This window comes from Alteromonas sp. W364, assembly GCF_031846205.1.
GTDB lineage: Bacteria > Pseudomonadota > Gammaproteobacteria > Enterobacterales > Alteromonadaceae > Glaciecola > Glaciecola blandensis.
Map to the genome: position 1 here is coordinate 122,758 of NZ_JAVRID010000006.1, position 23,199 is coordinate 145,956.

The 23,199-nt window shown below is 42.7% G+C and carries 21 protein-coding genes; 14 read left to right on the top strand and 7 right to left on the bottom strand.

The genetic code is table 11. The annotated features are described in order from the left end of the window. Positions 1–159 precede the first annotated feature (159 nt). Positions 160–933, top strand: a complete 774-nt coding sequence (suhB, locus tag RM556_RS11250; protein WP_311374691.1) for an inositol-1-monophosphatase — start codon at positions 160–162, stop codon at positions 931–933. A 78-nt stretch (positions 934–1,011) separates the two neighbouring features. On the opposite strand, the gene secF is transcribed toward suhB, so the two are convergent. From secF to RM556_RS11280, 6 genes are all read right to left on the bottom strand, one after another. Next, positions 1,012–1,956 carry a protein translocase subunit SecF gene (secF, locus tag RM556_RS11255; RefSeq protein WP_311362777.1) on the bottom strand — a complete coding sequence of 315 codons (945 nt, stop codon included), beginning with the start codon at positions 1,954–1,956 and terminating at the stop codon, positions 1,012–1,014. 9 nt (positions 1,957–1,965) lie between these two features. Beyond that, positions 1,966–3,810: a protein translocase subunit SecD gene (secD, locus tag RM556_RS11260; RefSeq protein WP_311374613.1), complete on the bottom strand. Its 1,845-nt coding sequence runs from the start codon at positions 3,808–3,810 to the stop codon at positions 1,966–1,968. A 58-nt stretch (positions 3,811–3,868) separates the two neighbouring features. Then, positions 3,869–4,207: a preprotein translocase subunit YajC gene (yajC, locus tag RM556_RS11265; protein WP_311362779.1), complete on the bottom strand. Its 339-nt coding sequence runs from the start codon at positions 4,205–4,207 to the stop codon at positions 3,869–3,871. A gap of 81 nt (positions 4,208–4,288) precedes the next feature. Beyond that, positions 4,289–5,407: a tRNA guanosine(34) transglycosylase Tgt gene (gene tgt / locus RM556_RS11270; protein WP_311362780.1), complete on the bottom strand. Its 1,119-nt coding sequence runs from the start codon at positions 5,405–5,407 to the stop codon at positions 4,289–4,291. Between the two features lie 221 nt (positions 5,408–5,628). Further along, the gene (queA, locus tag RM556_RS11275; protein ID WP_311362781.1) at positions 5,629–6,672 is read right to left on the bottom strand and encodes a tRNA preQ1(34) S-adenosylmethionine ribosyltransferase-isomerase QueA; all 1,044 of its coding nucleotides are present in this window, start codon (positions 6,670–6,672) and stop codon (positions 5,629–5,631) included. A 236-nt stretch (positions 6,673–6,908) separates the two neighbouring features. Next, on the bottom strand, positions 6,909–7,172 hold the full coding sequence (locus RM556_RS11280) for a DUF6471 domain-containing protein (protein ID WP_311362782.1): 264 nt from the start codon (positions 7,170–7,172) through the stop codon (positions 6,909–6,911). Between the two features lie 204 nt (positions 7,173–7,376). Here RM556_RS11280 and RM556_RS11285 point away from each other — a divergent pair, with 204 nt between their 5' ends. The 12 genes from RM556_RS11285 to RM556_RS11340 all read left to right on the top strand — a co-directional run bounded on the left by RM556_RS11285 (position 7,377) and on the right by RM556_RS11340 (position 18,546). Beyond that, positions 7,377–7,772 carry a DUF2170 family protein gene (locus tag RM556_RS11285; RefSeq protein ID WP_311374614.1) on the top strand — a complete coding sequence of 132 codons (396 nt, stop codon included), beginning with the start codon at positions 7,377–7,379 and terminating at the stop codon, positions 7,770–7,772. Positions 7,773–7,800: 28 nt separating this feature from the next. After that, complete coding sequence (locus tag RM556_RS11290) at positions 7,801–8,481, top strand: PspA/IM30 family protein (protein WP_311362784.1); 681 nt, start codon at positions 7,801–7,803, stop codon at positions 8,479–8,481. An 89-nt stretch (positions 8,482–8,570) separates the two neighbouring features. Beyond that, a complete protein-coding gene (locus tag RM556_RS11295; protein WP_311374615.1) occupies positions 8,571–9,623 on the top strand; it encodes a potassium channel family protein in 1,053 nt (350 codons plus the stop codon). Between the two features lie 22 nt (positions 9,624–9,645). Continuing rightward, on the top strand, positions 9,646–10,299 hold the full coding sequence (locus RM556_RS11300; RefSeq protein ID WP_311374616.1) for a YjfK family protein: 654 nt from the start codon (positions 9,646–9,648) through the stop codon (positions 10,297–10,299). A 9-nt stretch (positions 10,300–10,308) separates the two neighbouring features. After that, positions 10,309–10,725, top strand: a complete 417-nt coding sequence (locus RM556_RS11305; protein WP_311374617.1) for a DUF350 domain-containing protein — start codon at positions 10,309–10,311, stop codon at positions 10,723–10,725. A 13-nt stretch (positions 10,726–10,738) separates the two neighbouring features. Further along, a complete protein-coding gene (locus RM556_RS11310) occupies positions 10,739–11,368 on the top strand; it encodes a DUF1190 domain-containing protein (protein WP_311362788.1) in 630 nt (209 codons plus the stop codon). Beyond that, positions 11,369–12,544 (top strand): glutathionylspermidine synthase family protein, encoded by a 1,176-nt coding sequence (locus RM556_RS11315; protein ID WP_311374618.1) that lies wholly within the window; start codon positions 11,369–11,371, stop codon positions 12,542–12,544. A gap of 56 nt (positions 12,545–12,600) precedes the next feature. Beyond that, complete coding sequence (locus RM556_RS11320) at positions 12,601–13,158, top strand: rhomboid family intramembrane serine protease (RefSeq protein ID WP_311374619.1); 558 nt, start codon at positions 12,601–12,603, stop codon at positions 13,156–13,158. Positions 13,159–13,290: 132 nt separating this feature from the next. Beyond that, positions 13,291–13,992, top strand: a complete 702-nt coding sequence (locus tag RM556_RS11325) for a VC0807 family protein (protein WP_311362791.1) — start codon at positions 13,291–13,293, stop codon at positions 13,990–13,992. A gap of 22 nt (positions 13,993–14,014) precedes the next feature. Continuing rightward, the gene (locus RM556_RS11330) at positions 14,015–14,713 is read left to right on the top strand and encodes an ABC transporter ATP-binding protein (protein ID WP_311374620.1); all 699 of its coding nucleotides are present in this window, start codon (positions 14,015–14,017) and stop codon (positions 14,711–14,713) included. 73 nt (positions 14,714–14,786) lie between these two features. Continuing rightward, positions 14,787–17,279: an FtsX-like permease family protein gene (locus RM556_RS11335; protein ID WP_311374621.1), complete on the top strand. Its 2,493-nt coding sequence runs from the start codon at positions 14,787–14,789 to the stop codon at positions 17,277–17,279. Positions 17,280–17,286: 7 nt separating this feature from the next. Next, entirely contained in the window at positions 17,287–18,546 is a 1,260-nt protein-coding gene (locus RM556_RS11340; protein WP_311374622.1) for a lipocalin-like domain-containing protein, read from the top strand. Here the strand turns inward: RM556_RS11340 and RM556_RS11345 are convergent. Then, on the bottom strand, positions 18,532–19,617 hold the full coding sequence (locus tag RM556_RS11345; protein ID WP_311374623.1) for an energy transducer TonB: 1,086 nt from the start codon (positions 19,615–19,617) through the stop codon (positions 18,532–18,534). The two genes, RM556_RS11340 and RM556_RS11345, sit on opposite strands and share 15 nt — an antisense overlap. A 219-nt stretch (positions 19,618–19,836) precedes the next feature. Here RM556_RS11345 and RM556_RS11350 point away from each other — a divergent pair, with 219 nt between their 5' ends. Then, on the top strand, positions 19,837–23,130 hold the full coding sequence (locus RM556_RS11350; protein WP_311374624.1) for a VPS10 domain-containing protein: 3,294 nt from the start codon (positions 19,837–19,839) through the stop codon (positions 23,128–23,130). The last annotated feature ends 69 nt before the right edge of the window (positions 23,131–23,199 follow it).

The window sequence follows — 23,199 nt, forward strand, 5'->3', positions numbered from 1 at the left end:
TGCGTGTCTGTTGAAACTAGTTCAAGTTTTCTAGGTGAGTAGCATCGCTTTCGTTTACTTGAGTTGACCTTTCTGTTAGTATGCGCACGTTTTTTAGCCAGTCCATGTATATTCATGGCAACAGGCTTTCCGTTCTTTTTACAAATTGGTGGTTTTAATATGCATCCTATGCTCAATATTGCTGTGCGTGCTGCGCGCTCGGCTGGAAATGTGATTGCTCGTGGTTTCGAAAACGGCGACGATCTTCAGATAGAACAGAAAGGCGAGAACGATTTTGTGACTAAAATCGACAAAGAAGCAGAGCAAGCGATTATCGCGAAAATTCAACAGTCTTACCCAGATCATACCTTTGTGGGTGAAGAAGGCGGTTTAATTGAAGGCGATGCTGATTTTAAATGGATCATCGATCCATTGGACGGAACCACTAATTTCATCAAAGGCATTCCTCATTTTGCCATTTCAATTGCTCTACAATATAAAGGTCGACTCGACCAAGCTGTTGTATTTGACCCTTTACGTGGCGAATTATTTACTGCAAGCCGAGGCAATGGCGCACAATTAAATGGGCACCGCATACGTGCCAGCCAAGCGCGCGAGCTTGGTAGCACAATCCTAGCAACCGCATTTCCGTTTAAAGCAAAAGAATCGTATGACGAATACATGAAAAGCTTCACAGCGATATTCGCCAAAAGTGGTGATATCCGTCGTGGTGGTTCTGCAGCCCTAGATATGGCCTATGTTGCTGCTGGACGTTTTGATGGTTATTGGGAGCGTGGCATTAAACCTTGGGATATTGCTGCTGGTGAATTATTGGTGCGTGAATCTGGCGGTTTGGTCACTGACTTTGCTGGCGGAAATGATCCATTACTTAGCGGCGAAATTGTTGCTGGTAGCCCTAGAGTTGTGCAAGCCCTAGTAAAACATCTTAAGTAAACTCAATAAAGTTAAAAAGGGCGGTCAATATGCATTGACCGCCCTTTTTTGTTTCAGATATCTAACGCCTTTATCAGCTTACAAAGGATCTAAATCTTCACCTTCTTTTTCTACTTCTGTCGGCATTAGATCTTCTTTACTAATACCTAAAGCTAAGCCAACGGCACTCGCGATATAAACAGAAGAGTAAGTACCAATAACGACACCAAATAGTAATGCAGTCGCAAAACCATGGATCAACGCACCACCTTTATAGAACAAGGCAACCAATACCAAAATCGTCGTTAAAGACGTAATAATCGTACGATTAAGTGTTTGCGTCAGTGAGATATTGATAATTTCCTCAGGTTCAGCGTTGCGAATCTTTCGGAAGTTTTCGCGAATACGGTCCGACACAACGATAGTATCGTTGAGTGAATAACCGATTACCGCAAGCACAGCCGCGAGTACTGTTAAATCGAACTCTAGTTGCAGAATTGAAAACAAACCCAGCGTCAGAATCACATCGTGCCCTAAAGCAGCAACTGAACCCAAAGCAAAACGATATTCAAAACGCATCGCAACGTAAATCAATATGCAGATCAACGCGACTAACATCGCCAAACCACCTTGCTCGGTGAGCTCTTCACCCACGTTAGGTCCAACAAACTCTATTCTGCGCATATCGACTTCAGTACCATCTTCACGAAGTGTTTTCATGACCTCGTCACCAATCTCAACAGCTTTAACGCCATCTCGTGGTGCTAAACGGATAAGCACATCTTGACTGCTACCAAAGTTTTGTACGACAGCGTCAGAGTAGCCGCCAGCATCCATTTGTGCTCGAATCGCTTCTAAGTCGGCGGCTTCTTTATAGCCCACTTCTATCAGCGTACCACCAGTGAAATCTAAGCCCCAATTTAATTGGTTAATGGCTAATGATGTTATTGAACCGATAATCAATAAAGTAGAGAGTACCATTGCTGGCACTCTGAGCTTCATGAATTGAACAGTACTTTTTAATTTTAATAATTGAAATCCCATGTGACTCTCCTATATCGCTAACTTAGTCACACGTCTACCGCCCCACACGCTATTTACTAGCACACGTGTTACGATAATCGCTGTAAACATTGATGTTGCGATACCAATCATCAACGTAATAGAGAAACCTTTGATAGGTCCGGTACCCACTGCAAACAGGATCATACCGGCAAGGAAGGTCGTTATGTTGGCATCTAAGATGGTCGAGAACGCGCTGTCATAGCCAAAGTGAATTGATTGCTGTGGACTTCGTCCATCTCGCAGCTCCTCTCGGATACGCTCAAATATTAGTACGTTCGCATCAACCGCCATACCGACCGTTAGTACAATACCAGCCATACCTGGCAAGGTAAGTGTTGCCCCCGGTATCATCGACATGATACCGACAATCATCACCAAGTTAAGTACTAGGGCAATGTTTGCGACGACACCAAATGCTCTGTAGTAAATCAGCATGAAAACGAGCACTGCGGCCAAGCCCCAAATAATCGCCGTCATACCGAGTTCGATGTTTTCTTTACCCAGACTCGGTCCCACCGTTCTCTCTTCAACTATTTGAATCGGCGCAATAAGTGCACCGGCTCTCAGTAGCAAAGACAGTTCACGCGCTTCGCTAGGTGAATCCAAACCAGTAATTTGGAACGACGCACCTAATTGACCGCGAATAGTCGCAACACTGATAATTTCTTCTTTCTTCTCAAAGATCAATTTGTCATTCGCATCACGCTCACCCGTCGCCTTGTATTCGATGAATACAGTCGCCATCGGTTTACCCACGTTTGCTTTAGTTGCTCGTGACCATTTCGCGCCACCCTTAGAGTCAAGGTCGATGCTGACGTTTGGCACACCATATTCATCAACACCACTATTAGCATCAATAATATGAGAGCCCGTTAACATGACCTGCTTCTTCAGCAAATAAGGACGACCATCTTTGTGTAACAACAATTCCGAGCCTGCTGGCGCTCGGCCGCGCTGGGCATCTCGAACGTCATTTTTATCGTCGACCATTCTAAATTCGAGTGTTGCTGTCGCGTTTAAGATTTCTTTTGCTTTTGCAGTATCTTGAATACCCGGCAACTGCACTACGATTCGTTCTGCACCCTGCTTTTGCACCAAAGGCTCAGCCACACCCAGTTGGTTAATACGGCTACGAATGATAGTAATGTTCTGTTTCACTGCGGCGTCGCGTATCTCAAGCAATCGAGCTTCAGAAAACGTTGCTCTGAGCATCAAATTATCGCGTTCAGTAATACTAAGGTTACCGAATTGGTTGCGTAAGAAGAATTGCGCTTTATCCAGGGTGTCAGCATCTCTGAAGAAGATATCAACAGAATCTGTATTTTTTGTTATTGAGCGGTAGCGAATGTCTTCTTCACGCAAACGCGTTTTGAAGTCACCTTCAACGTCTTCGTATGCTTTGGTGGTTGCGCTATTCATGTCAACTTCCATCAAGAAGTGAACACCGCCACGCAAATCTAAACCTAATTTGATGGGTTCAGCGTTAAAGGCTTTGAGCCAATCCGGAGTATCTGGTGCAAGGTTCATTGCCACCACATATTCGTCATCTAATTTTCTATCGATAAGCTCTTGCGCGATTAACTGAGCGTCTGAATCCAAAAGACGCACCAGAAGTTGGTCGTTTTCCATATCGATACGCTTAATTTCGATATTCTCGGCCAGTAATGCGTTTTCAATTCGTAAAGACAACTCTTGATCAATCGGCGCATTCTTGCTAGCGGAAATCTGTATTGCGTGATCTTCGCCGTAAAGGTTCGGGGCTGCATAAAGCGTTGTCAAACCGACAACAAACAGCACTAGTATATATTTCCAAAATGGAGTTTGATTTAACACAACGTTATCCTACAAAATAAAATAGCACCGGAGTGCTATTTTATTTTTTGTTGATGGTTCAAATTGATTTCATTGTGCCTTTTGGCAAAACAGCACTGACCGCTGTTTTTTGTACCACAATGTTATTCCCTTCGTTCAAAGCAACTTCGATGAAATCTTTGTCATCGCTTACTTTCGTGATTTTACCCACTAAGCCGCCTTGAGTTAGCACTTCATCACCTTTTGATAAAGAAGATACCAATGTTTTATGTTCTTTTACGCGCTTCGCCTGTGGGCGATACAGTAAGAAATAGAAAATCAAACCGAACACCGCTAGCATGATCAACATACCAAATTCGCCACCAGGTTGAGCGGCAGCTGCGTCTTGTGCATGTGCACTTGAAATTAAAAAGCTCATATACGTCCTCGTTTACTTTTATATTGTTATTGTTGTTTTAAAACTTTATCTCAGAACTGCTGACTGACGTGGTCAATCGGCCTACTCTTCAAGAGCAGGTACTGGCATTCCTTTTTTCTCATAGAAATCAGCGACAAAAACCTCTAATTCCCCCGCAGCTATCGCGCTACGCAAACCGTCCATCACACTTTGATAGTATCGAAGGTTATGAATCGTATTTAACCTTGAGCCAAGTATCTCATTGCACTTGTCTAAATGATGTAGATATGACCGAGAATAATTTTTACAAGTGTAACAGTCACAATTTTCGTCCAAAGGCCCTGTATCTGTTTTGTGCACTGCGTTGCGAATTTTGACAATGCCTTCGGTCACGAACAGATGTCCATTTCTCGCATTACGTGTTGGCATGACACAATCAAACATGTCGATGCCTCGACGAACTGCTTCAACAATATCTTCCGGTTTACCCACACCCATCAGGTAGCGTGGCTTATTTTCTGGAATTTTCGGAGCCGTATGATTGATGATGCGAATCATGTCTTCTTTTGGTTCACCTACCGACAAGCCACCAATGGCATACCCGTCAAAGCCAATATCTTCCAAACCCTGCAGTGAAATATCCCGCAGATCTTCGTACATGCCACCTTGGATAATACCGAATAATGCAGATGGATTATCGCCATGCGCATCTTTACTGCGTTGTGCCCATCTTAAAGACATTTCCATGGAATCAGCCGCTTCTTTCTCGGTCGCTGGGTAAGGCGTACATTCGTCAAAAATCATGACGATGTCCGAACCAAGGTCGCGCTGAACTTCCATTGACTTTTCAGGTGTAAGAAGAATTTTTTCACCGTTGATCGGAGAGCGGAAAGTAACGCCATTTTCGGTAATTTTGCGCAAATCACCCAAGGAGAAAACTTGAAAGCCGCCTGAATCAGTTAAAATGGGTTTGTCCCAATGCATGAAATCATGCAGGTCACCATGCTGTTTAATAATGCTGGTACCAGGACGAAGCATCAAGTGAAAGGTGTTGCCTAAGCAGATATGAGCACCGGAGTCAGAAAGTTCTTCAGGTGTCATCCCCTTCACTGTTCCGTAGGTTCCCACTGGCATGAATGCGGGTGTTTCTACTACCCCTCTATCAAATACAAGTTGGCCGCGACGAGCTTTGCCGTCAGTTGCCATGAGATTAAATTTCATTTAATAACCCAATTTCTTGACCCACGCTTGTTGCCATGCCAATCAGCGGTGGAGTCTACAACGCATTGTTACAGAGGCCTAGTATTCGACCTCGTTTCACTCGCGGAAGTTTGAATTCGCGTAGCGGCTAAACATGCGGGCTAGTCGCTACGAATTTTGGCGCGCAGTATAACAAAGTTTATAGCTTGGCTCATAGGTTTTTCGCCTTAGCTAGCGAATATTTAATCGCCTTTAGCCCGCTCAATTAGCATGGCATCGCCATAGCTGAAAAAGCGATACTTTTCGTCAATGGCTTGCTGATATGCCGACATGACATTATCCCTGCCAGCAAATGCGCTAATCAGCATCATTAATGTAGATTCTGGCAAGTGGAAATTGGTTAACATCGCGTCAATGACTTTAAAGTTGTAACCTGGGTAGATAAAGATGTTGGTGTCAGACATAAACTCTTGTATTAACGCATCTTTAGCCGATTGAGCCGCAGACTCAATTGAGCGGACAGAGGTAGTTCCTACTGCAATCACGCGCTTTCCCGCAGCTTTTGTCGCAATCACTTTATCTACGACCTCTTGCGGCACCTCAGCATATTCAGCATGCATTTGATGTTCCTCAATATTGTCCACCCTAACTGGCTGAAATGTCCCCGCACCGACATGCAAAGTAACAAAGGCAAAATCAACACCTTTGGCTTTGATTTTATTAAGAATTTCATCATCAAAATGTAAGCCTGCCGTGGGTGCAGCAACGGCACCTGGCTTTGCATTGTATACTGTTTGATACCGTTCCTTATCGGCTTCGTCATCTGGCCTGTCGATATATGGAGGGAGCGGCATATGCCCAAATTCCTCTAATAATTCAAAGACATTACGCTCATTTAAAAATTTAATATGAAAAAGCGCGTTCTCACGACCCAGCATTTCAACTTCAAGTCCGCCCTCCATAATCATGATCGCACCTGACTTTGGTGACTTACTGGAGCGAATATGTGCCATTGCACTGCCATCAATTAAAATCCGCTCAATTAAAATTTCGACTTTTCCGCCAGAACTCTTTTGACCGTGCAATCTGGCAGGTATCACCCTGGTATTATTAAAAATAACTAAGTCACCAGACTCAAAGAAATCCAAAATATCAACAAAGCTTTTATGCTCTACGCTACCCGTAGCGCCATTTAGGTGCAGCAGCCGACTTTGTGTTCTTTGTTCAGCGGGATGTTTAGCAATTAATGCCTCTGGTAACTCAAAATAAAAATCTGATAACTTCATACAATCTCAATAATAATAACAAGTCAATAATGATAAGGCTTAACAAGGAGGCCATACCAGTCATCGTATATTTCACGATACGATCAAGTAGGCTTTAATACTTTATTGTGCAAAAAATGGCGTAATCTTAACTCAAGTTAAAGATTAAGTGACGTTCTCCCAAACTTGCTTGTTGCCCGGTTCAGCCGGGTATTTTTTTGCCTAAAATTCGTTAAATAACCCACGTTGATACTGAATCAATTCGATTCTATATCACTTAACATCTCAGAAATGTCTTCATGACGAATCTGCTTGATGTTCAACACAAACATAATTTGTAAGAGCAAATCAGCCCCTAAAATCCCTTTATTTATTTTATTTCGCAAATTGTCAGCACTTTGCTCTACGCCAACTGCCTTTAGTTTATCACTTAAGTCTTGATATTTGACGCCTTTCTTTGACAATTCCGTTTTTAATACACGCTGTACTAAGTTGCGCCAATCACTTGCTTTGGGTTGCATAAACACACCTACTCATGAGTTACTTTCGTAAATTATAATTCACATTTAAACATTATTTGAAACAAATGTGAAAATATTATTTGACTTATTTTATTGCCTATGACTATACTAATCTCAAATAGCAGGTCAGCCAAGTTGTTCATATTATAGTAAGGGTCTATTATAGATGACGACATGGTAAAACACACTTTTAGGAGAAGATGAATGACGTGGGAGCTATCACAATTAGCAGAAATCGTTTCTACCCAAGATGGATATGTAGTTACACACGAAAAGGATTGTTTATTAATCGCGAACGAAGACGGCATTGACGCTTGGCTCGCAATTAGCGGAGAACAGATTTTAGTTGAATCATTATTGTTTTCTATTGATGAAGTGAAAGATCCAAGCGCCTTAAATGAAGAGATTTTGCGTACACACATGGTTTTCCCACTAACAACTATCGGGATTTCTAATGTAGCAGGCTCGCAATATTACACGGCATTTGGCTCACTGAGCTCACAGTCAAAAGAAGAAAGTGTGTTGATAGAGATTTCAACATTATTTCAAAACGTAGAAGCATTTTTAGATGCTTACCAAGATTTTTTAAAAACCAATTAGTTTAGATTGTTAATAACCGGAGATTACCATGTCAGTTTGGAAAAAATTATTTACTGCCGTTAAAGGTACCGCTACAGAAGCAGCGCAAGCGGTTGTTGATACTCAAGCAATTAAGATTCTTGAGCAAGAGATCCGTGAAGCGAAAGATGAATTGAGAAAATCAGATCATGCTCGCACACAAATTTTAGCAAAGTGTAAACTGTCTCAGCAGAAAGTTGACGGCTTTAATAAATCAATTGCAGAGTACGAAGACCACGCTAGAAAAGCGGCTGATACTGACCGACAACTAGCCCTTGATTGTGCACATAGAGTAGCAGAGTTAAAAGGTCAGCTTGAAACTGAACAAACGTACTTAGATCAGTTCACAAAATCGGAAAAGCAGCTTGCTGGTAACATAACTACAGCAAAGAACAACTTACGCCGTTTGGAGCAACAAGTGGACATGATTAAAGCAACTGAGTCAGTGCAACGTGCCCAAGTTGCGGTTTCGTCAAGCCACTTAGGTGCTAACAGTAAAATGAAAACAGCAACTGAGTCTTTGTCTCGCATCCAAGAGAAGCAAAATCTGCGTAACGCAGAATTGGAAGCAGCTGAAGAGTTAGCTCAAAGCGAATCGACTGATGATTTGGAGAAACGCTTGGCTGGTGCAGGAATTAAAGGCGGCGCAAGCTCAGCTGATGATGAACTAGCTAGAATCTTAGGTAAATAAAACACAAAAAACGGCAATCTTTGATTGCCGTTTTTTTCTGCCTTGAATATTATCAACGATACAACAATCAAAAAGGGAAATTTTCATACATGTTAAATTGGGTCAAGCTCAAAAAACTATGCATGAAATACTTTTCCGAGATGCGCTGGTATACCCTATTACTGGCACTCTTATTCTATACCGTCACCAGTTGGGTATTTTTGTTTCTTGCCGAAGAACATGCTTTGCTAGAAGCGAATGACTATTTTTACTGGCTGATTGTAACGGGATCTACTGTTGGCTACGGTGATATGTCGCCTTCAACAAGCGCCGGTAAATTAATTGTCGCGCTTTACGTTATCCCAGTTGGATTGAGTATATTTGCATTGGTCATTGGCCGAATCGCATCTTGGGTAAGTGATCAATGGAAAAGAGGAGCAAGAGGTTTGAAACCGTTAAATGTCTCTAATCATATTTTAATCATCGGTTGGAACGAGAAGCGTACTGACCAACTATTAAAGTTATTAATTAAGGAAAAGCAAAATACGCCGGAAAACCCGGATATCGTGCTTTGTGTTCGCGCTGAAATTGAAAACCCTCGCCCAAGTGAAATTGAGTTTGTGCGTGTTGCCTCTTTCAATCAAGACGAAGATATGGACAGAGCTTGTATCGAAACAGCATCAACCATTTTGATTGATAATCCTTATGACGACGTCACCATGACGACAGCGCTTTACTGCTCGAAACGCAACCCCTCGGCTCATAAAGTTGCTTACTTTGAAGATGAAAGCCTCGTTGGCTTGCTCCAAAAGCACTGCCCTGAAGTAGAGTGTACACCAAGCGTCGCTGTTGAAATGCTAGCAAAATCAGCTTTCGATCCAGGTTCAAGTCTATTGCATCACGATTTACTTGATGTTGAAGAAGGCCAAGCCCAGTTCTCAGTCGACTTACCCTTAATGGTAAATCCAGTTAGCGTTGAAGCCTTATTTTTAGGCTTGAAAAAACAATACAACGCAACATTTATAGGTTATGCAGCAGCGGAAGATGCAAACCAAATTACCGTCAATCCTGACTTTTCAGCGGTCGTTACGCCGGGTGATAAAATTTTCTATATCGCCGACCAACGCATTAACGACGTGGATTGGAATTCACTCCACGCCTAAACTACGTACCAAGGAGTCAACTATGTTTGGAAAGCTATTTGGCAAAAAAGACGACGACACCTCGCACAAACCCGATGCACCAGAAATCATGGGGCTATACTTAGGTGGTTCATTCGAACTTGATGCCTTGAAGTTACGACTTTTACAACCACACCTAAAAATTGACGGTGCTGCAAGTAAACACTTAATACAAGCGGTTGGAAAAGTCGCTTTAGATTCGGGTGGTAATGTTTTCCGATTCTATACTGATGATGATGCGTTTCTGCAAGTCATTACCGACGGTGGTGACACAGAAAATCACATTACCGATGTTAAACTATGGTACTTCTACGATACCATGACCGTTGGCTCGGATAGTCAGTGGCAAGATTTACTCAACAATGGCATTTCACAACCCGTTTATGAACTTGATGGTGATGTTTATGAGCGTGTTTGGGATGCTGTCGGTGAAATCTCTCCGCCTGTGGCGATGACTGAAACCACTTTCGAGGAAGATGGTGACGTTAGCACAACCGATCAATTCATCATGCTTTATGAAAAATCAATTTCAGAAGATGATGTTGAAGCAGTTTTAGTTTCCGGCGAAGAAAAAATCGTCGGTAATAATCATGATAGATGCCTTGTTATCAGCACAGGCTTCAATCTAAGTCCCTCAGATATAACAATAAACGGTTAAGGAACACACATGGAAGCAGCACTCGACTCTATTGCGGGATTACAAAATTTCGCACTCTATTTTGCAATCTCTATCGCCCTATTTTTCGTTTTCAAAATCGTCTACGCGTTCGTGACGCCACATGACGAATGGAAACTCGTAAAAGAAGAAAAAAGTACTGCTGCTGCAATTGGTTTCGGTGGTGCGATGATCGGTTTTAGCATTGCTTTGGCTGGCGCGGTATCAAATAGCGAGTTTTTACTCGACTATGCAATTTGGGGAATAGTAGCACTGATTGCACAATTAGTTGCCTTCGCCCTACTGCGCTTTACTTTTATGCCGAAAATTGCAGAACGTATCCAAAATAATGAAGTATCTGCAGGAATCATGCTGGGCGCGATGTCTGTGGCAGTAGGTATGTTAAACGCTGCATGCATGAGTTACTAAGGAGTCGAATATTATGACGACGAGTAAACCCAACAACCTGACGCAAAAACGGACGAGTTATATTAATTTGTCGAAGATGCGTAAATCCTTCTCAATCAAACCATTAGCCGTTGGTATTGCGGGTATTCTAGTGAGTGCTTGCTCTGGTGGAAAAGAAGAGGCCTTGGTCTTCAAGAATGTAGAAGACTGCGTCAATCAATTGCCTGACATGGCACAAAAATGTCAAACGGCATATCAAGGTGCACTTGAAGAGGCTGCGCGCACTGCCCCTAAGTATAATACTAAAAATGATTGCGAGTATGAATTCGGTACCAATCAATGTGTTGTTTATAAAGAGTCTGGTAGCTCTATATTTATGCCACTCATGGCAGGATATATGATTGGCAATATGCTTTCGCCAAGGCCTTATTACCAACCTATGTTTACGTCATATTCGCGCTATTCTCCTTATCGTTACAATTGGATAAGTGCAGATGGTTACGATTTCGGCGACAGCAGAAAACGTAAACTAAGAGTCAAACCCAGTGCGTTTGAAAAGAAACCTGCGGTCACCCGCACAATTAAACGAGGTGGCTTTGGCAGCTCAGTTCGTGCCAAATCATCTTGGGGTAGTAAAAGTAGTGGTAAGGGTTGGGGCGGTTAAATGCTTCGATTTCCTATTGAACCGCGCCAACACTGGCAACAAATGGCGCGGGATTATGGATTTCATTTCCATACGATGTATGGACAAGCTTACTGGGATGAGAGTGCTTATTATCAATTTACTTTAGAACAAATCGAGCGTGACTTAGAGGCACCTACTGAAGAAATTCATCAGATGTGCTTGCACGTTGTCGACAAGGTCGTAAAAAGTGATGAGCTGATGACAATGTTCGCCATTCCCGAGCACTACTGGCAAGCTATTAGCGATTCATGGCAAGCACAAGAACCCTCTCTATACTCTAGATTAGATTTTGTATATGACGGAAAGTCTCCCGCAAAACTGCTAGAAAACAACGCAGACACTCCCACTAGTTTGTATGAGTCTGGCTTTTGGCAATGGCTTTGGCTAGAAAACAATGTCGATAACCATAAGCTCAGCCAACGCGCTGACCAGTTTAATTCTTTACAAGAAAAGCTGGTGAACCAATTTAAAGTGATTGCGCAATATTATGGCTTACAACATATGCACTTTGCCTGTTGTAAAGACACAGATGAAGATAGAGGTACGGTTCAATATCTTCAAGACTGCGCCAAAGAAGCGGGTATCGACGATTATTTCGTCTTCATTGAAGATATTGGTTTAGGTGAAGGCGGTGATCTCACTGATCGACAAAACCAAATTATTTCCCACTGTTTTAAGCTCTACCCATGGGAATTTATGCAACGAGAAGAATTCGGGCCTCATGCATTGTCATCAAATGTGGGGTGGCTTGAGCCAATTTGGAAGTCACTCATATCAAACAAAGCTCTACTACCCGCGCTTTGGAAAGAATTTGAAGGCCACCCGAACTTGCTACCTGCATTTTTTGAGCATGATAAACATAGAATGAATGATGTCGACACGCATCAAAAGTGGGTTAGAAAGCCTATTTTTTCTCGCGAAGGTGCCAATATAGATATAGTTGAAAATGGTAAAATGCATCTTTCTTCTGATGGGCCGTATGGTGAGGAAGGCTTTATTTATCAAGCGTTCACACCATTGCCTAAATTTGGCAATAGCTATACCTTAATCGGTTCTTGGTTGGTCAATGATCAAGCTGCTGGCATTTCCATTAGAGAAGATGAATCCCCCATCACACAAGATATGTCACGTTATTTACCACATATTATTTTGTGATCTTTGTTTTATTCACTCACTTATTTACTGTACATATTTAGCAAGGTAATGAATTCATGACGAAGTCCCCTACAACGCTCAGACAACAACTTATGTGGGTTAGCTACATTATGGGTGTATTGTTAGTCATTGAAGCGGTGAACATGCTCACCGGCCGCTTTTTCAATCAATATAGTATTTACCCTCGTGAACTCGAATATTTAGGCTTTATCTTTACCGCACCATTCTTACACGCTAATTTTTCTCATTTTTTTTCAAACGCAGTCACACTGTCTATCTTCTCTGTTCTGTTGCTGCAATTTGGCGGAAAGCGATTTATTGAAGTCACCCTCTGGTTAATGGTTGCAACGGGCCTGCTCGTTTGGGTATTTGGACGCCCCTCATTCCACTTGGGGGCAAGTGGTATCATCTATGGGTATTTTGGTTACCTTTTATTAGCGGGCTTTCTCAGCAAGCGCATATTCTTGATGACTATTTCTGTTGTTGTCGTCTTCTTCTATGGCGGAATGGTATGGGGCGTGTTGCCTAGTCACCCCTATATTAGTTGGGAATCGCATTTATTTGGCTTCCTAGCCGGGCTGGTGCTTGCGTATCTATTACGCAGCAAAGCCTAATTGCTTTAAAGAACCGTTGATTTATATACGCTTTGGTTTATTCATCACAATTAGATACAAATACAAGGTGACATTCTTGGCGTTTTTTTCGTACAATCACCGGCCTTATTGTTAATAGGCAAGCAGCGTTTAATGTCAACAACCGAAGTAGAAAAACCACCACAAACAGGCTTTTTTGGCAATCTAATCTTTAACATTGCCGTACCAGTGTTAGTGATGACCTACCTGAGTTCTGACGAATACTTGGGCCCCATGTGGAGCATAGCGTTTGCCCTATCCTTCCCACTAGCATTTGGATTTTATGATCTAAAACTGACAAAGAAAATTAATCCATTTTCTGTTTTAGGCATTGTAAGTGTCATACTGACTGGTGGCATTAGCCTGTTAAAATTACCCGCTGAATACATCGCTATAAAGGAAGCCGCGATTCCAGGGCTTATTGGCCTTGCTGTATTGATTACGCAATTTAGTAAAAAGCCCCTAGTCAAAGCGCTTATTCTGAATGACCAGTTGGTGAATTGGCCAAAGCTCAATAACACTCTGGAAGAAAAAAAGCTGACAGAGACCTTTAATAACAAAGTTGCTGTCAGCTCCTATATCGTTGCTAGTTCATTCTTCTTGTCGTCGGTGCTCAACTACCTGTTAGCAAAATGGATATTAGTTTCTGAGCCGGGCACAACGGCTTATACCGAGGAACTAGGCCGAATGACTGCGCTCAGTTATCCGGTCATAGTCATACCGAGTATGATCTTGTTGATAATTGCCTTGATGTACCTGTTCAAACAGATATCAGCAGTCACGGGTGAGCCAGTCGAGAGCTTTCTTCAGCAGTAAATCCGAGAGGTATGTGCTGCAAATGATAAACATAGAAAATATTTCAAAAAGCTATACTGACGCAGGTGAAAAACGCCTTATTCTAGACAAGCTGAGTTTGTCCTTTGAACGCGGCGAATCCTTGAGTATTCAAGGCGCTTCAGGGTCTGGAAAGTCCACATTACTTCATCTATTGGCTGCATTAGACAAACCTGATAGTGGCAAGATAACGCTTTCTACGAGTTCCGGCTTTGAAGATCTTGTTTCTTTTACTGAAGCTCAAGCAGATGAGTATCGAAAGCGTCAGGTCGGTCTTATTTTCCAAAAGTTCAATTTGATTGACTGCATTTCAGTCTGGGAAAATGTGAAGCTACCCATTCAAATTAGTGCTCTGAAACGAGCATCACAAAATAGTCTCGACAATACTGACCATATTATTAAAGAGTTGCTGATATCTCTTGATGTATATAAACACCGAGACAAGTTACCCCATCAACTTTCCGGTGGCGAGCAACAACGCGTTGCGATCGCTAGAGGCCTTGCTCACAAACCGCCCCTTTTACTAGCAGATGAACCAACGGGTAACCTAGATAGCAAAAACTCGGATATCGTGAGCCAACTGTTAGTTGAGACCTGCAAAGCACAAAATACGGCTCTGTTGATGGTGACTCACAGCGAGAAAGTCGCGCAGCTTACAGAACAACAATGGTACTTAGAAAACGCAGTACTAAGGTCGATATAAGCGCATGCCTTGGCCCTTTATAGGAGTTCTATTCGCAAGTTACCGTCACAGCAAATTTAGCTTAGCAATGCTAATGAGCTCCCTATTGATTGCGGCTGCAGGACTGAGTGCCGTGCTCATTATCAATGACAGCGCTAAGCAAAGCTACCAATCCAATGAGCAGTTCCTCATTGGAAATGTGCGAAATCAAATAGTGAGTGTTGATAATACGAAAGCACTCAGTCGCACCGACTATGCAAGTTTACGGCGGGCTGGGTTTACAGAGTTGGTCGCGGTGGCTCAAACGAGACGACATATTTATGCTGATGGCAAGCGACTCACTCGGCGCAGTATCGATCATACAGGTATTGATACTTTTGCCCTTTATAATCAGCTCTCTAGACCTGTCGCCCTGTCCGCTTCAAAAGAACACCGGCTGGCTTATGAAAAACAAGATGAAAACGCGGTTCTTTTAGCACTGGATTTTGGAAACGTAGGGTCTCAAAACCAAGCTATTATTCACCCTACGCTCTTAGATTCATTAAGCGCTGAAGCTGAAGAGCTAAGCGGCCCTCGCCCCATATTCACAAGTACTGACGGACGTTTACTGCCAAAGCTATATGCACATAAAAATGCCTCTTTAGGTAATGACATTATTATGAGCATGGCAGCCTTATACGGCCTCTATCCAGAAACTGAACTATCTGCTTTACTGTTGATTGGCGATGCTCCTGCCAATCGACTAGATGCGTTAAAAGCAGCCTTGCCTTCGCACCTTAATCTGCAGTCTTTGAATAATAGTGAGCAAGATAGTGAACTCACTTCTAGTTTTCACCTGAACTTAATGGCCATGGCCCTACTGATGTTCGTGGTCTGTTTATTTATCGTGGTAAATGCGATTAATTTATTGATGCATACACGTATGCCTTGGTTGAAAATATGTCGGCAACTGGGGATTGGACGAAAGCAATTAATGTTGGTGCAATTAGCTGAAGTTGGTTTTCTTACCTTAATTGCCTGTTTAATAGGCATTGTATTGGGATTAGAGCTGGCGAAACTGGCTTCGCCGACTGTGCAGGCAACCTTAGAAAACTTATATCAAGTTGAAGTAGGTTACGGTCAGATATCTCTTATCACTTTGTTTTTACAGGTGTTTGGTATCAGCCTTGTCGGTTGCATAACAGCCAGCTTATTACCCTTGCAAAAATTGAATCAAAACTTAAGTTCAACCAAGGCAGTTGATGAAGCCAAAAGCCAAGCCTTCTGGCACAAAATGACGTGGGCATGCTTCGTAGTATTCGCGGTAATTGGCATCATACTGTTGAACTTTGTTCAAGCGCTCTGGCTATTACTCATTGCAACTGCCTGCGTGATACTTGCAGGGTGCTGCATCTTGCTAATTAATTACCCATTAGCACTGCGACAGATTGTGAAGCTTATTCCAAAATCTCTGCCTTTACTGCGAGTAAGCACGAAACAAAGTGTCTCACTCTCTGGTAAAACTAAGATCGCTTGCTGTGCATTCTTCATTGCTGCCACCAGCAATATTGGTATGAACCTGATGGTCGATAGTTTTCGGGGGGCTACTTTTAGTTGGCTAGAGCAGCGGCTTGCAGCTGATTATTATATTTATTCAAACACAGCTCTAGAACTCGACGATATTGCAAAAGCATCAGATCTTGTCATTCATCAACGGTTTGAAAACTACACTCAATTTGGCAAACGAGAAATACAACAGTTCAGTTACCCATCTACCCAGCGATTTCAAAAAGCCATGTCTTTCTATGAACTTGCTCCACAGTATTCACAAGAAAATATCAGTGAGCTATGGCATGCGTTTGAAAATGCGAACGGTATTTTGGTTAATCAGCAATTTGCTTTTGGTATGGGTTACGAGGTAAATGATAAGGTCAGTATTCCTCACCCCAGCACTGGTAAGCTCAGCGAATATAATATACTGGGTATCATCTATGATTTTGGAAATCCCTCAGCGCAAGTTTTAATGCCAATAAGGCTATTTGATCCTTCTACCACCTCTTATTTTATTTACTCAATTCAAGGTAGCGAAGCGTCTATTGACCGCTTTACTCAATCCTTGTTGCAAAATGATATTGATATCGAAAAACAAATAATAGAAACCAGTGAGCTTCTGCGTCTTTCGATGCAAGCATTCGACGATACCTTTGTTATTACCGATGGCTTAAATATTGTTACCTTGTTAGTCGCTGCTCTTTCACTTGCTTGCGCTATTGTAGTAATAATGAATGATGTTCGCCCACAGAATATGTTGATTCGTAGCTTGGGAGTATCTGCTTTTAAAACACAATTCCTAGCACTGTTTCAATATGTATTGCTATGTTTAGTCGCCCTTATTTTTGCGACACCATTCGGCATTTTATTAGCGTGGGTATTGATCACTGATATTAATTATCAAGCATTCTCTTGGACGTACCCCTTACTTATTAGCTTAGCGAAAATTGCGAAAGTGTATGCATTAAGCTTGTGCGTAGTTATCTTGGTCATCATTGTTCCTCTGATACGAGCAGGTAAACGTCCTTTGATTAACGACATAAGACAGGTAAATTAGGCCCACTATGACTGAGAATCACAATCCTAGAAGGACAACAAAAAACGCGGAAAAGTCAGCCCGCTTTATTATTCCTATCGCAATTTTTGTTTCAGTTTTGATTATCGGTTCAGCGCTCAATTTTACCTATCCATCTGCATTAGAGAGGGATGACACCAAGCTAGCAGAGCCTGTTTATAAGGCAGCGCAAACCCCTCTTTTTGGACGAGCAGTGCAAACAGAAATTCCCTCACAATCACTAGGGAAGAAAGCTAATCCTGACTACAAGATAGCGTTTCCTCAAGATCACGGCTCACACAATGACTTTGACATTGAATGGTGGTATTTGACTGCGAATTTAGACGGTGACAATGGTCTTGAATATGATATTCAATGGACATTGTTCCGCTTCAGAATCCCCTCGGAAGAAGGCAAAGTTTGGGGAAATGAACACACTTTTATGGCTCATGCCTCTGTCCACTCTGGTGAGCAGCACTGGTTTACTGAAAAGTTTGCACGAGGTGGCTTAGGCATCGCAGGAGTCACCAAACAAAGCCCTTTTGCATTGTACATAGATGACTGGCTTTGGCAGAATAACCTTGGGCAGCGTGGTTTACTTCCAGCGGATTTAGACTTCTCCCTTAAACTAATAGACCCAGATAAAATAAATCAGAACGTTAGCCCATCAGACAGCAGCACTTTGTCGCTTTCTCTTCAACTGAAAAACAAAGGGCCCTACATTCTCCAAGGAGATCAGGGCTACAGCATAAAATCAGGTTCAGCTTCACATGCATCACATTATTATAGTGCGCCTTTTATAGATGTTGAAGGCTATGTACAAATGAGCGGTATTGACACAGTAGCAGTCCGCGTGAAAGGTCAAGCTTGGTTTGATCAGGAGTGGACCTCACAACTACTAGACCAGAACACCTTAGGTTGGGATTGGATGTCTTTGCATTTGGATGATGGCAGTAAAATAATGGCGTTTCAGATGCGTTTGGCAAATCAGAATGACTACATCACTGGCACCTTTATAGAAGCAGATGGGTCGTCGCAAACATTGAAAGGAAGTGATATTTCACTAGTAGCACTCAACAACACACGCGTCGGCAATAAAACGTTTCCACTTTCTTGGCACCTTCGTATACCACATAGAGAAATCGACATTACTGTAGAAAGTAAAAAGCAGGACCAATGGAATCCTGCTTTATTCCCTTATTATGAAGGCGCCGTAAACATTTCTGGCTCTCATAGCGGCGAGGGTTTTTTAGAACTAACTGGCTACTGAAACATTGGCTAGTTCATCCGCCTCGATAATACGAAATGAAGTGTCTTCATCACCTTCAAATAGCACGCTGCATCGGCCCCAACTCTCTGGAATTGACCAAAACGTATCACTGGCAACAGTGTATTTTGTGCGTTTGTTGTCGCAGCGAATGTCCAATATATCAAGCTCACCTTTGATATCTGCAACCGCAAAACTATTTTTATATAGCTTATGCTTCTTGATACCTCGTTCATTTATGCGAGCGTCTTGAATCAAAGGCTCATCACTATTTAACAGTGAATCGAGGCGGTCAAAATATATTTGTAAACGTGCAATACTTTCACTCGCATTGTCTTGTTCTTGTAGTGTAGTGAATGTGTCGTAAGCTGCAATGAACTTCTGACTTTGCAATTCTAGTATGAATATTCGCTCCAGATTAAAGGTGTAGTTTCTCTCCCCCAAAAACCGTTTACTTGACGTGCCGCTATTCGCACGATAAAGATTCGACAGTTCTTCCTCCGCATTTTCTTCTAAGCCGCTTAGACGACTCTTTAGCATCCAAAACCAAGCGTTCTCATACAGATTCCAAACCTTCCTATTCTCCATAGTTGTAACCAACTCATTGGCACTTTCTAAGTCGTTGTCTACCATGGCTTGATTTGCTTTTTTATATAAGCTTGCAAATCTAGGGCGAACGCCATTAGCTACACCATCAAGTTTAAAGTCAAATTGCACCGATTGTTCACATTGCTGGATAGGCTTTCCATCCTGGGTGGCTGGCGTGAACTTCCACTTTTTGATCGCTCGCAATGCCTCTTTCTCAAACAAACGCTCCCCTGATGAATCGGTGACCACTGGATCAATCACTTTCCCTTCTTCAGTAATAACATAGGTAAAGCGAACCCAGCCCTCCTGCTTTCTCAACGCGGCTTTAGTTGGAAAGGTAGGATGAACACGTTCAATGGGTTCGGCGTTACGCACTTCAAAAAGTAATTTTGAGCCTTCGCTTTCTAAGCTATCGGCATATGCTGTTTGCGCATGTAATGTAGGGATGATAAGCGCGGTGATTAGGACGCCAGCGTATTTGTTCATATTCATTTCCTTTTGAATTAACGTGTTTTGATACTAGCAAATGATCTTGCCGTGCACACCTAATTTGTACTTGTTATCAAACTCGGTTAATGTTGTTCTAGGCAAAAAATGTGGCTGGCCCTATTTGTCAAAGCCCTAAATAATTAAAATCAAAAATAATTAAAAACAAGGTCCGCTAAGTGAGTTGTCTAGTTGACTAAACAAATCAAGGTATTGGTTATGTTTAAGATCATGCGTCAAATAGCGATCTCTGTATTGCTTGTATCACTGTTTCACTCCCTAGCTTTTGCAGCTAAAACTAAAAGCGACGAAAATAAACCTGCGTTTTCCGAGAGCACGTTCTCGAACATGGCATTTAGGAATATTGGTCCAGGCTTTATGTCCGGCCGCATCGCAGATGTTGCCATTCATCCGACAAATAAGAACCTATGGTATGTTGCTGTAGGCTCAGGTGGTGTTTGGAAAACTGAAAATGCGGGTACAACATGGACGCCAATATTCGACCAGGAAGCGGTATATTCGATAGGCGCTATTACCATAGACCCAAACAATCCAAGCACTATCTGGGTAGGTAGCGGTGAAAATGTGGGTGGTCGACACGTTGGTTTTGGCGATGGTGTCTATAAAAGCACCGATGCTGGGAAATCTTGGAAAAACATGGGGCTGTTAAAGTCCCAACATATATCAGAAGTTGTGGTTCACCCAGAGAATTCAAATATTGTTTGGGTAGCAGCTCAAGGCCCCTTATGGTCGAGCGGTGGTGAACGTGGTTTATATATGTCAGAAAACGGTGGCGAAACGTGGACCTTAACTCTCAGTGGCAATAAATGGACTGGCGTCACTGATATTGCCATAGATCCAAGAAATCCAGACCGCTTATACGCGGCCACCTGGCAAAGACACCGCAGCGTAGCTGCTTATATCGGTGGAGGCCCCGATACCGGCTTACACCGCTCTGAGGATGGTGGAAAAACCTGGACCAAACTCAGTAGCGGCCTACCGAAAGCGAATATGGGAAAAATAGGCTTAGCGATTTCACCACAAAACCCAGATGTACTCTACGCAGCTATCGAGCTTGAGCGAAGAAAAGGTGGCGTTTACCGTTCAAGCGACCGTGGCAGTCATTGGGAACTGATGTCCGATACCGTCTCAGGTGGAACCGGCCCTCACTATTACCAAGAACTGTATGCTAGCCCACATAAGTTTGACCTTATATATTTAGCCGACGTGCGCATGCAAGTCTCGCATGATGGCGGCAAGACCTTTGTTCGGATGAAGGAAGACAATAAGCATTCAGATAATCACGCCTTGGCATTTCGAGAAGACGACCCAAATTATTTGCTAGTTGGTACCGACGGCGGCTTATACGAAAGCTTTGATCAGTCGAATAATTGGAAGTATATCTCAAACCTACCTATCACTCAGTATTACAAACTTGCTTTAGACGATGCTGAACCCTTTTATAATATTTATGGCGGCACCCAAGACAATAACACTCAGGGTGGGCCTTCACGGACTGACAACAGACATGGTATCGACAACGGAGACTGGTTTATTACGGTATTTGGCGACGGTCATCAACCCGCCACCGAACCAGGTAACCCAGATATTCTCTATTCGCAATGGCAGCAAGGCAACTTAATGCGAGTAGACAGAACCACAGGGGAAGTTGTTTACGTCCAACCACAACCGGAAGCAGGCGAAGATAGTGAGCGCTGGAATTGGGATGCGCCTATATTGGTTAGCCCACATTCACCGACGCGTTTGTATTTTGCTTCACAACATGTATGGCGCTCGGACGATCGAGGGGATAGCTGGCAGCGTATTTCTGGCGACTTAACCAAAGACGAAAACCGGTTGACCTTGCCAATCATGGGCGACACCCAAAGTTGGGATAACGCGTGGGATATTTTTGCAATGTCCAACTACAACACCATTACTTCTCTTGCAGAATCACCAGTTAAAGAAGGCGTGATCTATGCTGGTACTGACGATGGCCTAATTCAAGTGACGCTTAACGGTGGGCAATCTTGGCGAAAAGTGCCGGTCAGTAAATTGCCTGATGTGCCAAAAACAGCCTTCGTTAACGATATCAAAGCCGACCTTTTTGATGCTGATACAGTGTACATTACTTTAGATAATCATAAGTATGGAGACTTCACGCCATACGTACTAAAAAGTACGAATGCCGGTAAAAGTTGGAAAAATATGAGCGGTGATTTACCTGATAAACATCTAGCTTGGCGCATAGTCCAAGATCATGTAAATAAGGAGCTCTTCTTTCTTGCAACAGAGTTTGGTGTCTTTTTTAGTGTCAACAGCGGCGAGCAATGGCTAAAATTAACAGGCGGTACACCAACAATTTCTTTCCGAGATCTTGCAATCCAACGTCGGGAGAACGATCTCGTCGGCGCCTCTTTTGGTAGAGGCTTTTTTGTTCTTGATGATTACTCTCCTTTAAGAAGTGTATCTAAAAAACAAATGGAAAAAGATGCGATTCTTTTTGATACACGCCCTGCATGGTGGTACGTAGAAAGGCCTAAATTGGACTTCAACAATACGAAAGGCTCTCAAGGTGAAGCTTACTACACAGCACCCAATCCGGATTTTGGCGCTGTATTTACCTATTATTTGAAGGATGATTTAAAAACCCTAAAAGATCTACGTCAAGACAAGGAAAAGAAATTAGTTAAAGCTAAGAAATCGCTCACTTTCCCTGATTGGGAAGATTTACAGAAAGAGGTAACACAAGATCCCCCCAAAGTATGGCTAACAGTCAAAGATAGCGATGGCAACGTGGTTCGTCGACTTGAAGCACCTAGTAAAAAAGGTATGCACCGTGTGAGTTGGGACTTAACCTTCCCTGCAACAACAGCAATTGGTGGTGGTAGCGGCTTCTACTTTAGTGATGAACCTATTGGTATGCTCGCCTTGCCTGGTCAGTACGAAGTGAGCTTAAGTAAACAGGAAGGTAGTAAAGTCACCCAACTTTCCGAGCCCAAGACCTTTGATGTGCGCCGTTTACGTTCTGGTGCCTTAGCAGGCAAAGAGCCAGCAGAAATTGGAGAGTTTTGGCAACGAATCGCTGCGATGCAACGCTCTATCTCTGCATTCAATAATAGTATTGCAAATTTAGAGATGAAGCTCACCAATATGGAAACCGCATTGTCTCGCTCATTGAGCTCACCGGGCGATCTCGATGCACAATTACACCAGATTCGTCAAAAGCTGCATGCGATCAATAAAACGGTTTCTGGCAATGCTGCGAAGAACCAAATCGGAGAAAAAAACCCACCTTCAATCAATAGTCGCTTGTTTGTGGCTATATTTGGGACAAGCTTCTCTACTTATGGGCCTACGCCGACACACATAAGAAGCATGGAAATTGCGGAGGAGGAATATGCAGTGCTGAAAGGAGAGTTTGAGAGTTTATTAACGAATGACGTGAGAAAGTTTGAGGCCGCATTGCAGGCATCAGGCGCTCCTTGGGTTGAGGGAATGCCGATACCATAAGAGGACGGCTATAATTTTTAGCGACTAGTAAAACGAAGCTTCATCCTCAAAGGGTATGTTAAGTACCAT

Bases quoted from the DNA above. Each gene is read 5' to 3' on its own strand.
- yajC (WP_311362779.1), bottom strand. From the start codon at position 4,207: ATGAGCTTTTTAATTTCAAGTGCACATGCACAAGACGCAGCTGCCGCT.
- RM556_RS11305 (WP_311374617.1), top strand. From the start codon at position 10,309: ATGGAAGCAGCACTCGACTCTATTGCGGGATTACAAAATTTCGCACTC.
- RM556_RS11295 (WP_311374615.1), top strand. From the start codon at position 8,571: ATGTTAAATTGGGTCAAGCTCAAAAAACTATGCATGAAATACTTTTCC.
- RM556_RS11320 (WP_311374619.1), top strand. From the start codon at position 12,601: ATGACGAAGTCCCCTACAACGCTCAGACAACAACTTATGTGGGTTAGC.
- RM556_RS11285 (WP_311374614.1), top strand. From the start codon at position 7,377: ATGACGTGGGAGCTATCACAATTAGCAGAAATCGTTTCTACCCAAGAT.
- queA (WP_311362781.1), bottom strand. From the start codon at position 6,672: ATGAAGTTATCAGATTTTTATTTTGAGTTACCAGAGGCATTAATTGCT.
- RM556_RS11340 (WP_311374622.1), top strand. From the start codon at position 17,287: ATGACTGAGAATCACAATCCTAGAAGGACAACAAAAAACGCGGAAAAG.
- secF (WP_311362777.1), bottom strand. From the start codon at position 1,956: ATGGGATTTCAATTATTAAAATTAAAAAGTACTGTTCAATTCATGAAG.
- RM556_RS11325 (WP_311362791.1), top strand. From the start codon at position 13,291: ATGTCAACAACCGAAGTAGAAAAACCACCACAAACAGGCTTTTTTGGC.
- RM556_RS11330 (WP_311374620.1), top strand. From the start codon at position 14,015: ATGATAAACATAGAAAATATTTCAAAAAGCTATACTGACGCAGGTGAA.
- suhB (WP_311374691.1), top strand. From the start codon at position 160: ATGCATCCTATGCTCAATATTGCTGTGCGTGCTGCGCGCTCGGCTGGA.
- RM556_RS11300 (WP_311374616.1), top strand. From the start codon at position 9,646: ATGTTTGGAAAGCTATTTGGCAAAAAAGACGACGACACCTCGCACAAA.
- RM556_RS11350 (WP_311374624.1), top strand. From the start codon at position 19,837: ATGTTTAAGATCATGCGTCAAATAGCGATCTCTGTATTGCTTGTATCA.
- RM556_RS11345 (WP_311374623.1), bottom strand. From the start codon at position 19,617: ATGAACAAATACGCTGGCGTCCTAATCACCGCGCTTATCATCCCTACA.
- RM556_RS11335 (WP_311374621.1), top strand. From the start codon at position 14,787: ATGAGCTCCCTATTGATTGCGGCTGCAGGACTGAGTGCCGTGCTCATT.
- RM556_RS11280 (WP_311362782.1), bottom strand. From the start codon at position 7,172: ATGCAACCCAAAGCAAGTGATTGGCGCAACTTAGTACAGCGTGTATTA.
- RM556_RS11315 (WP_311374618.1), top strand. From the start codon at position 11,369: ATGCTTCGATTTCCTATTGAACCGCGCCAACACTGGCAACAAATGGCG.
- RM556_RS11310 (WP_311362788.1), top strand. From the start codon at position 10,739: ATGACGACGAGTAAACCCAACAACCTGACGCAAAAACGGACGAGTTAT.
- RM556_RS11290 (WP_311362784.1), top strand. From the start codon at position 7,801: ATGTCAGTTTGGAAAAAATTATTTACTGCCGTTAAAGGTACCGCTACA.
- tgt (WP_311362780.1), bottom strand. From the start codon at position 5,407: ATGAAATTTAATCTCATGGCAACTGACGGCAAAGCTCGTCGCGGCCAA.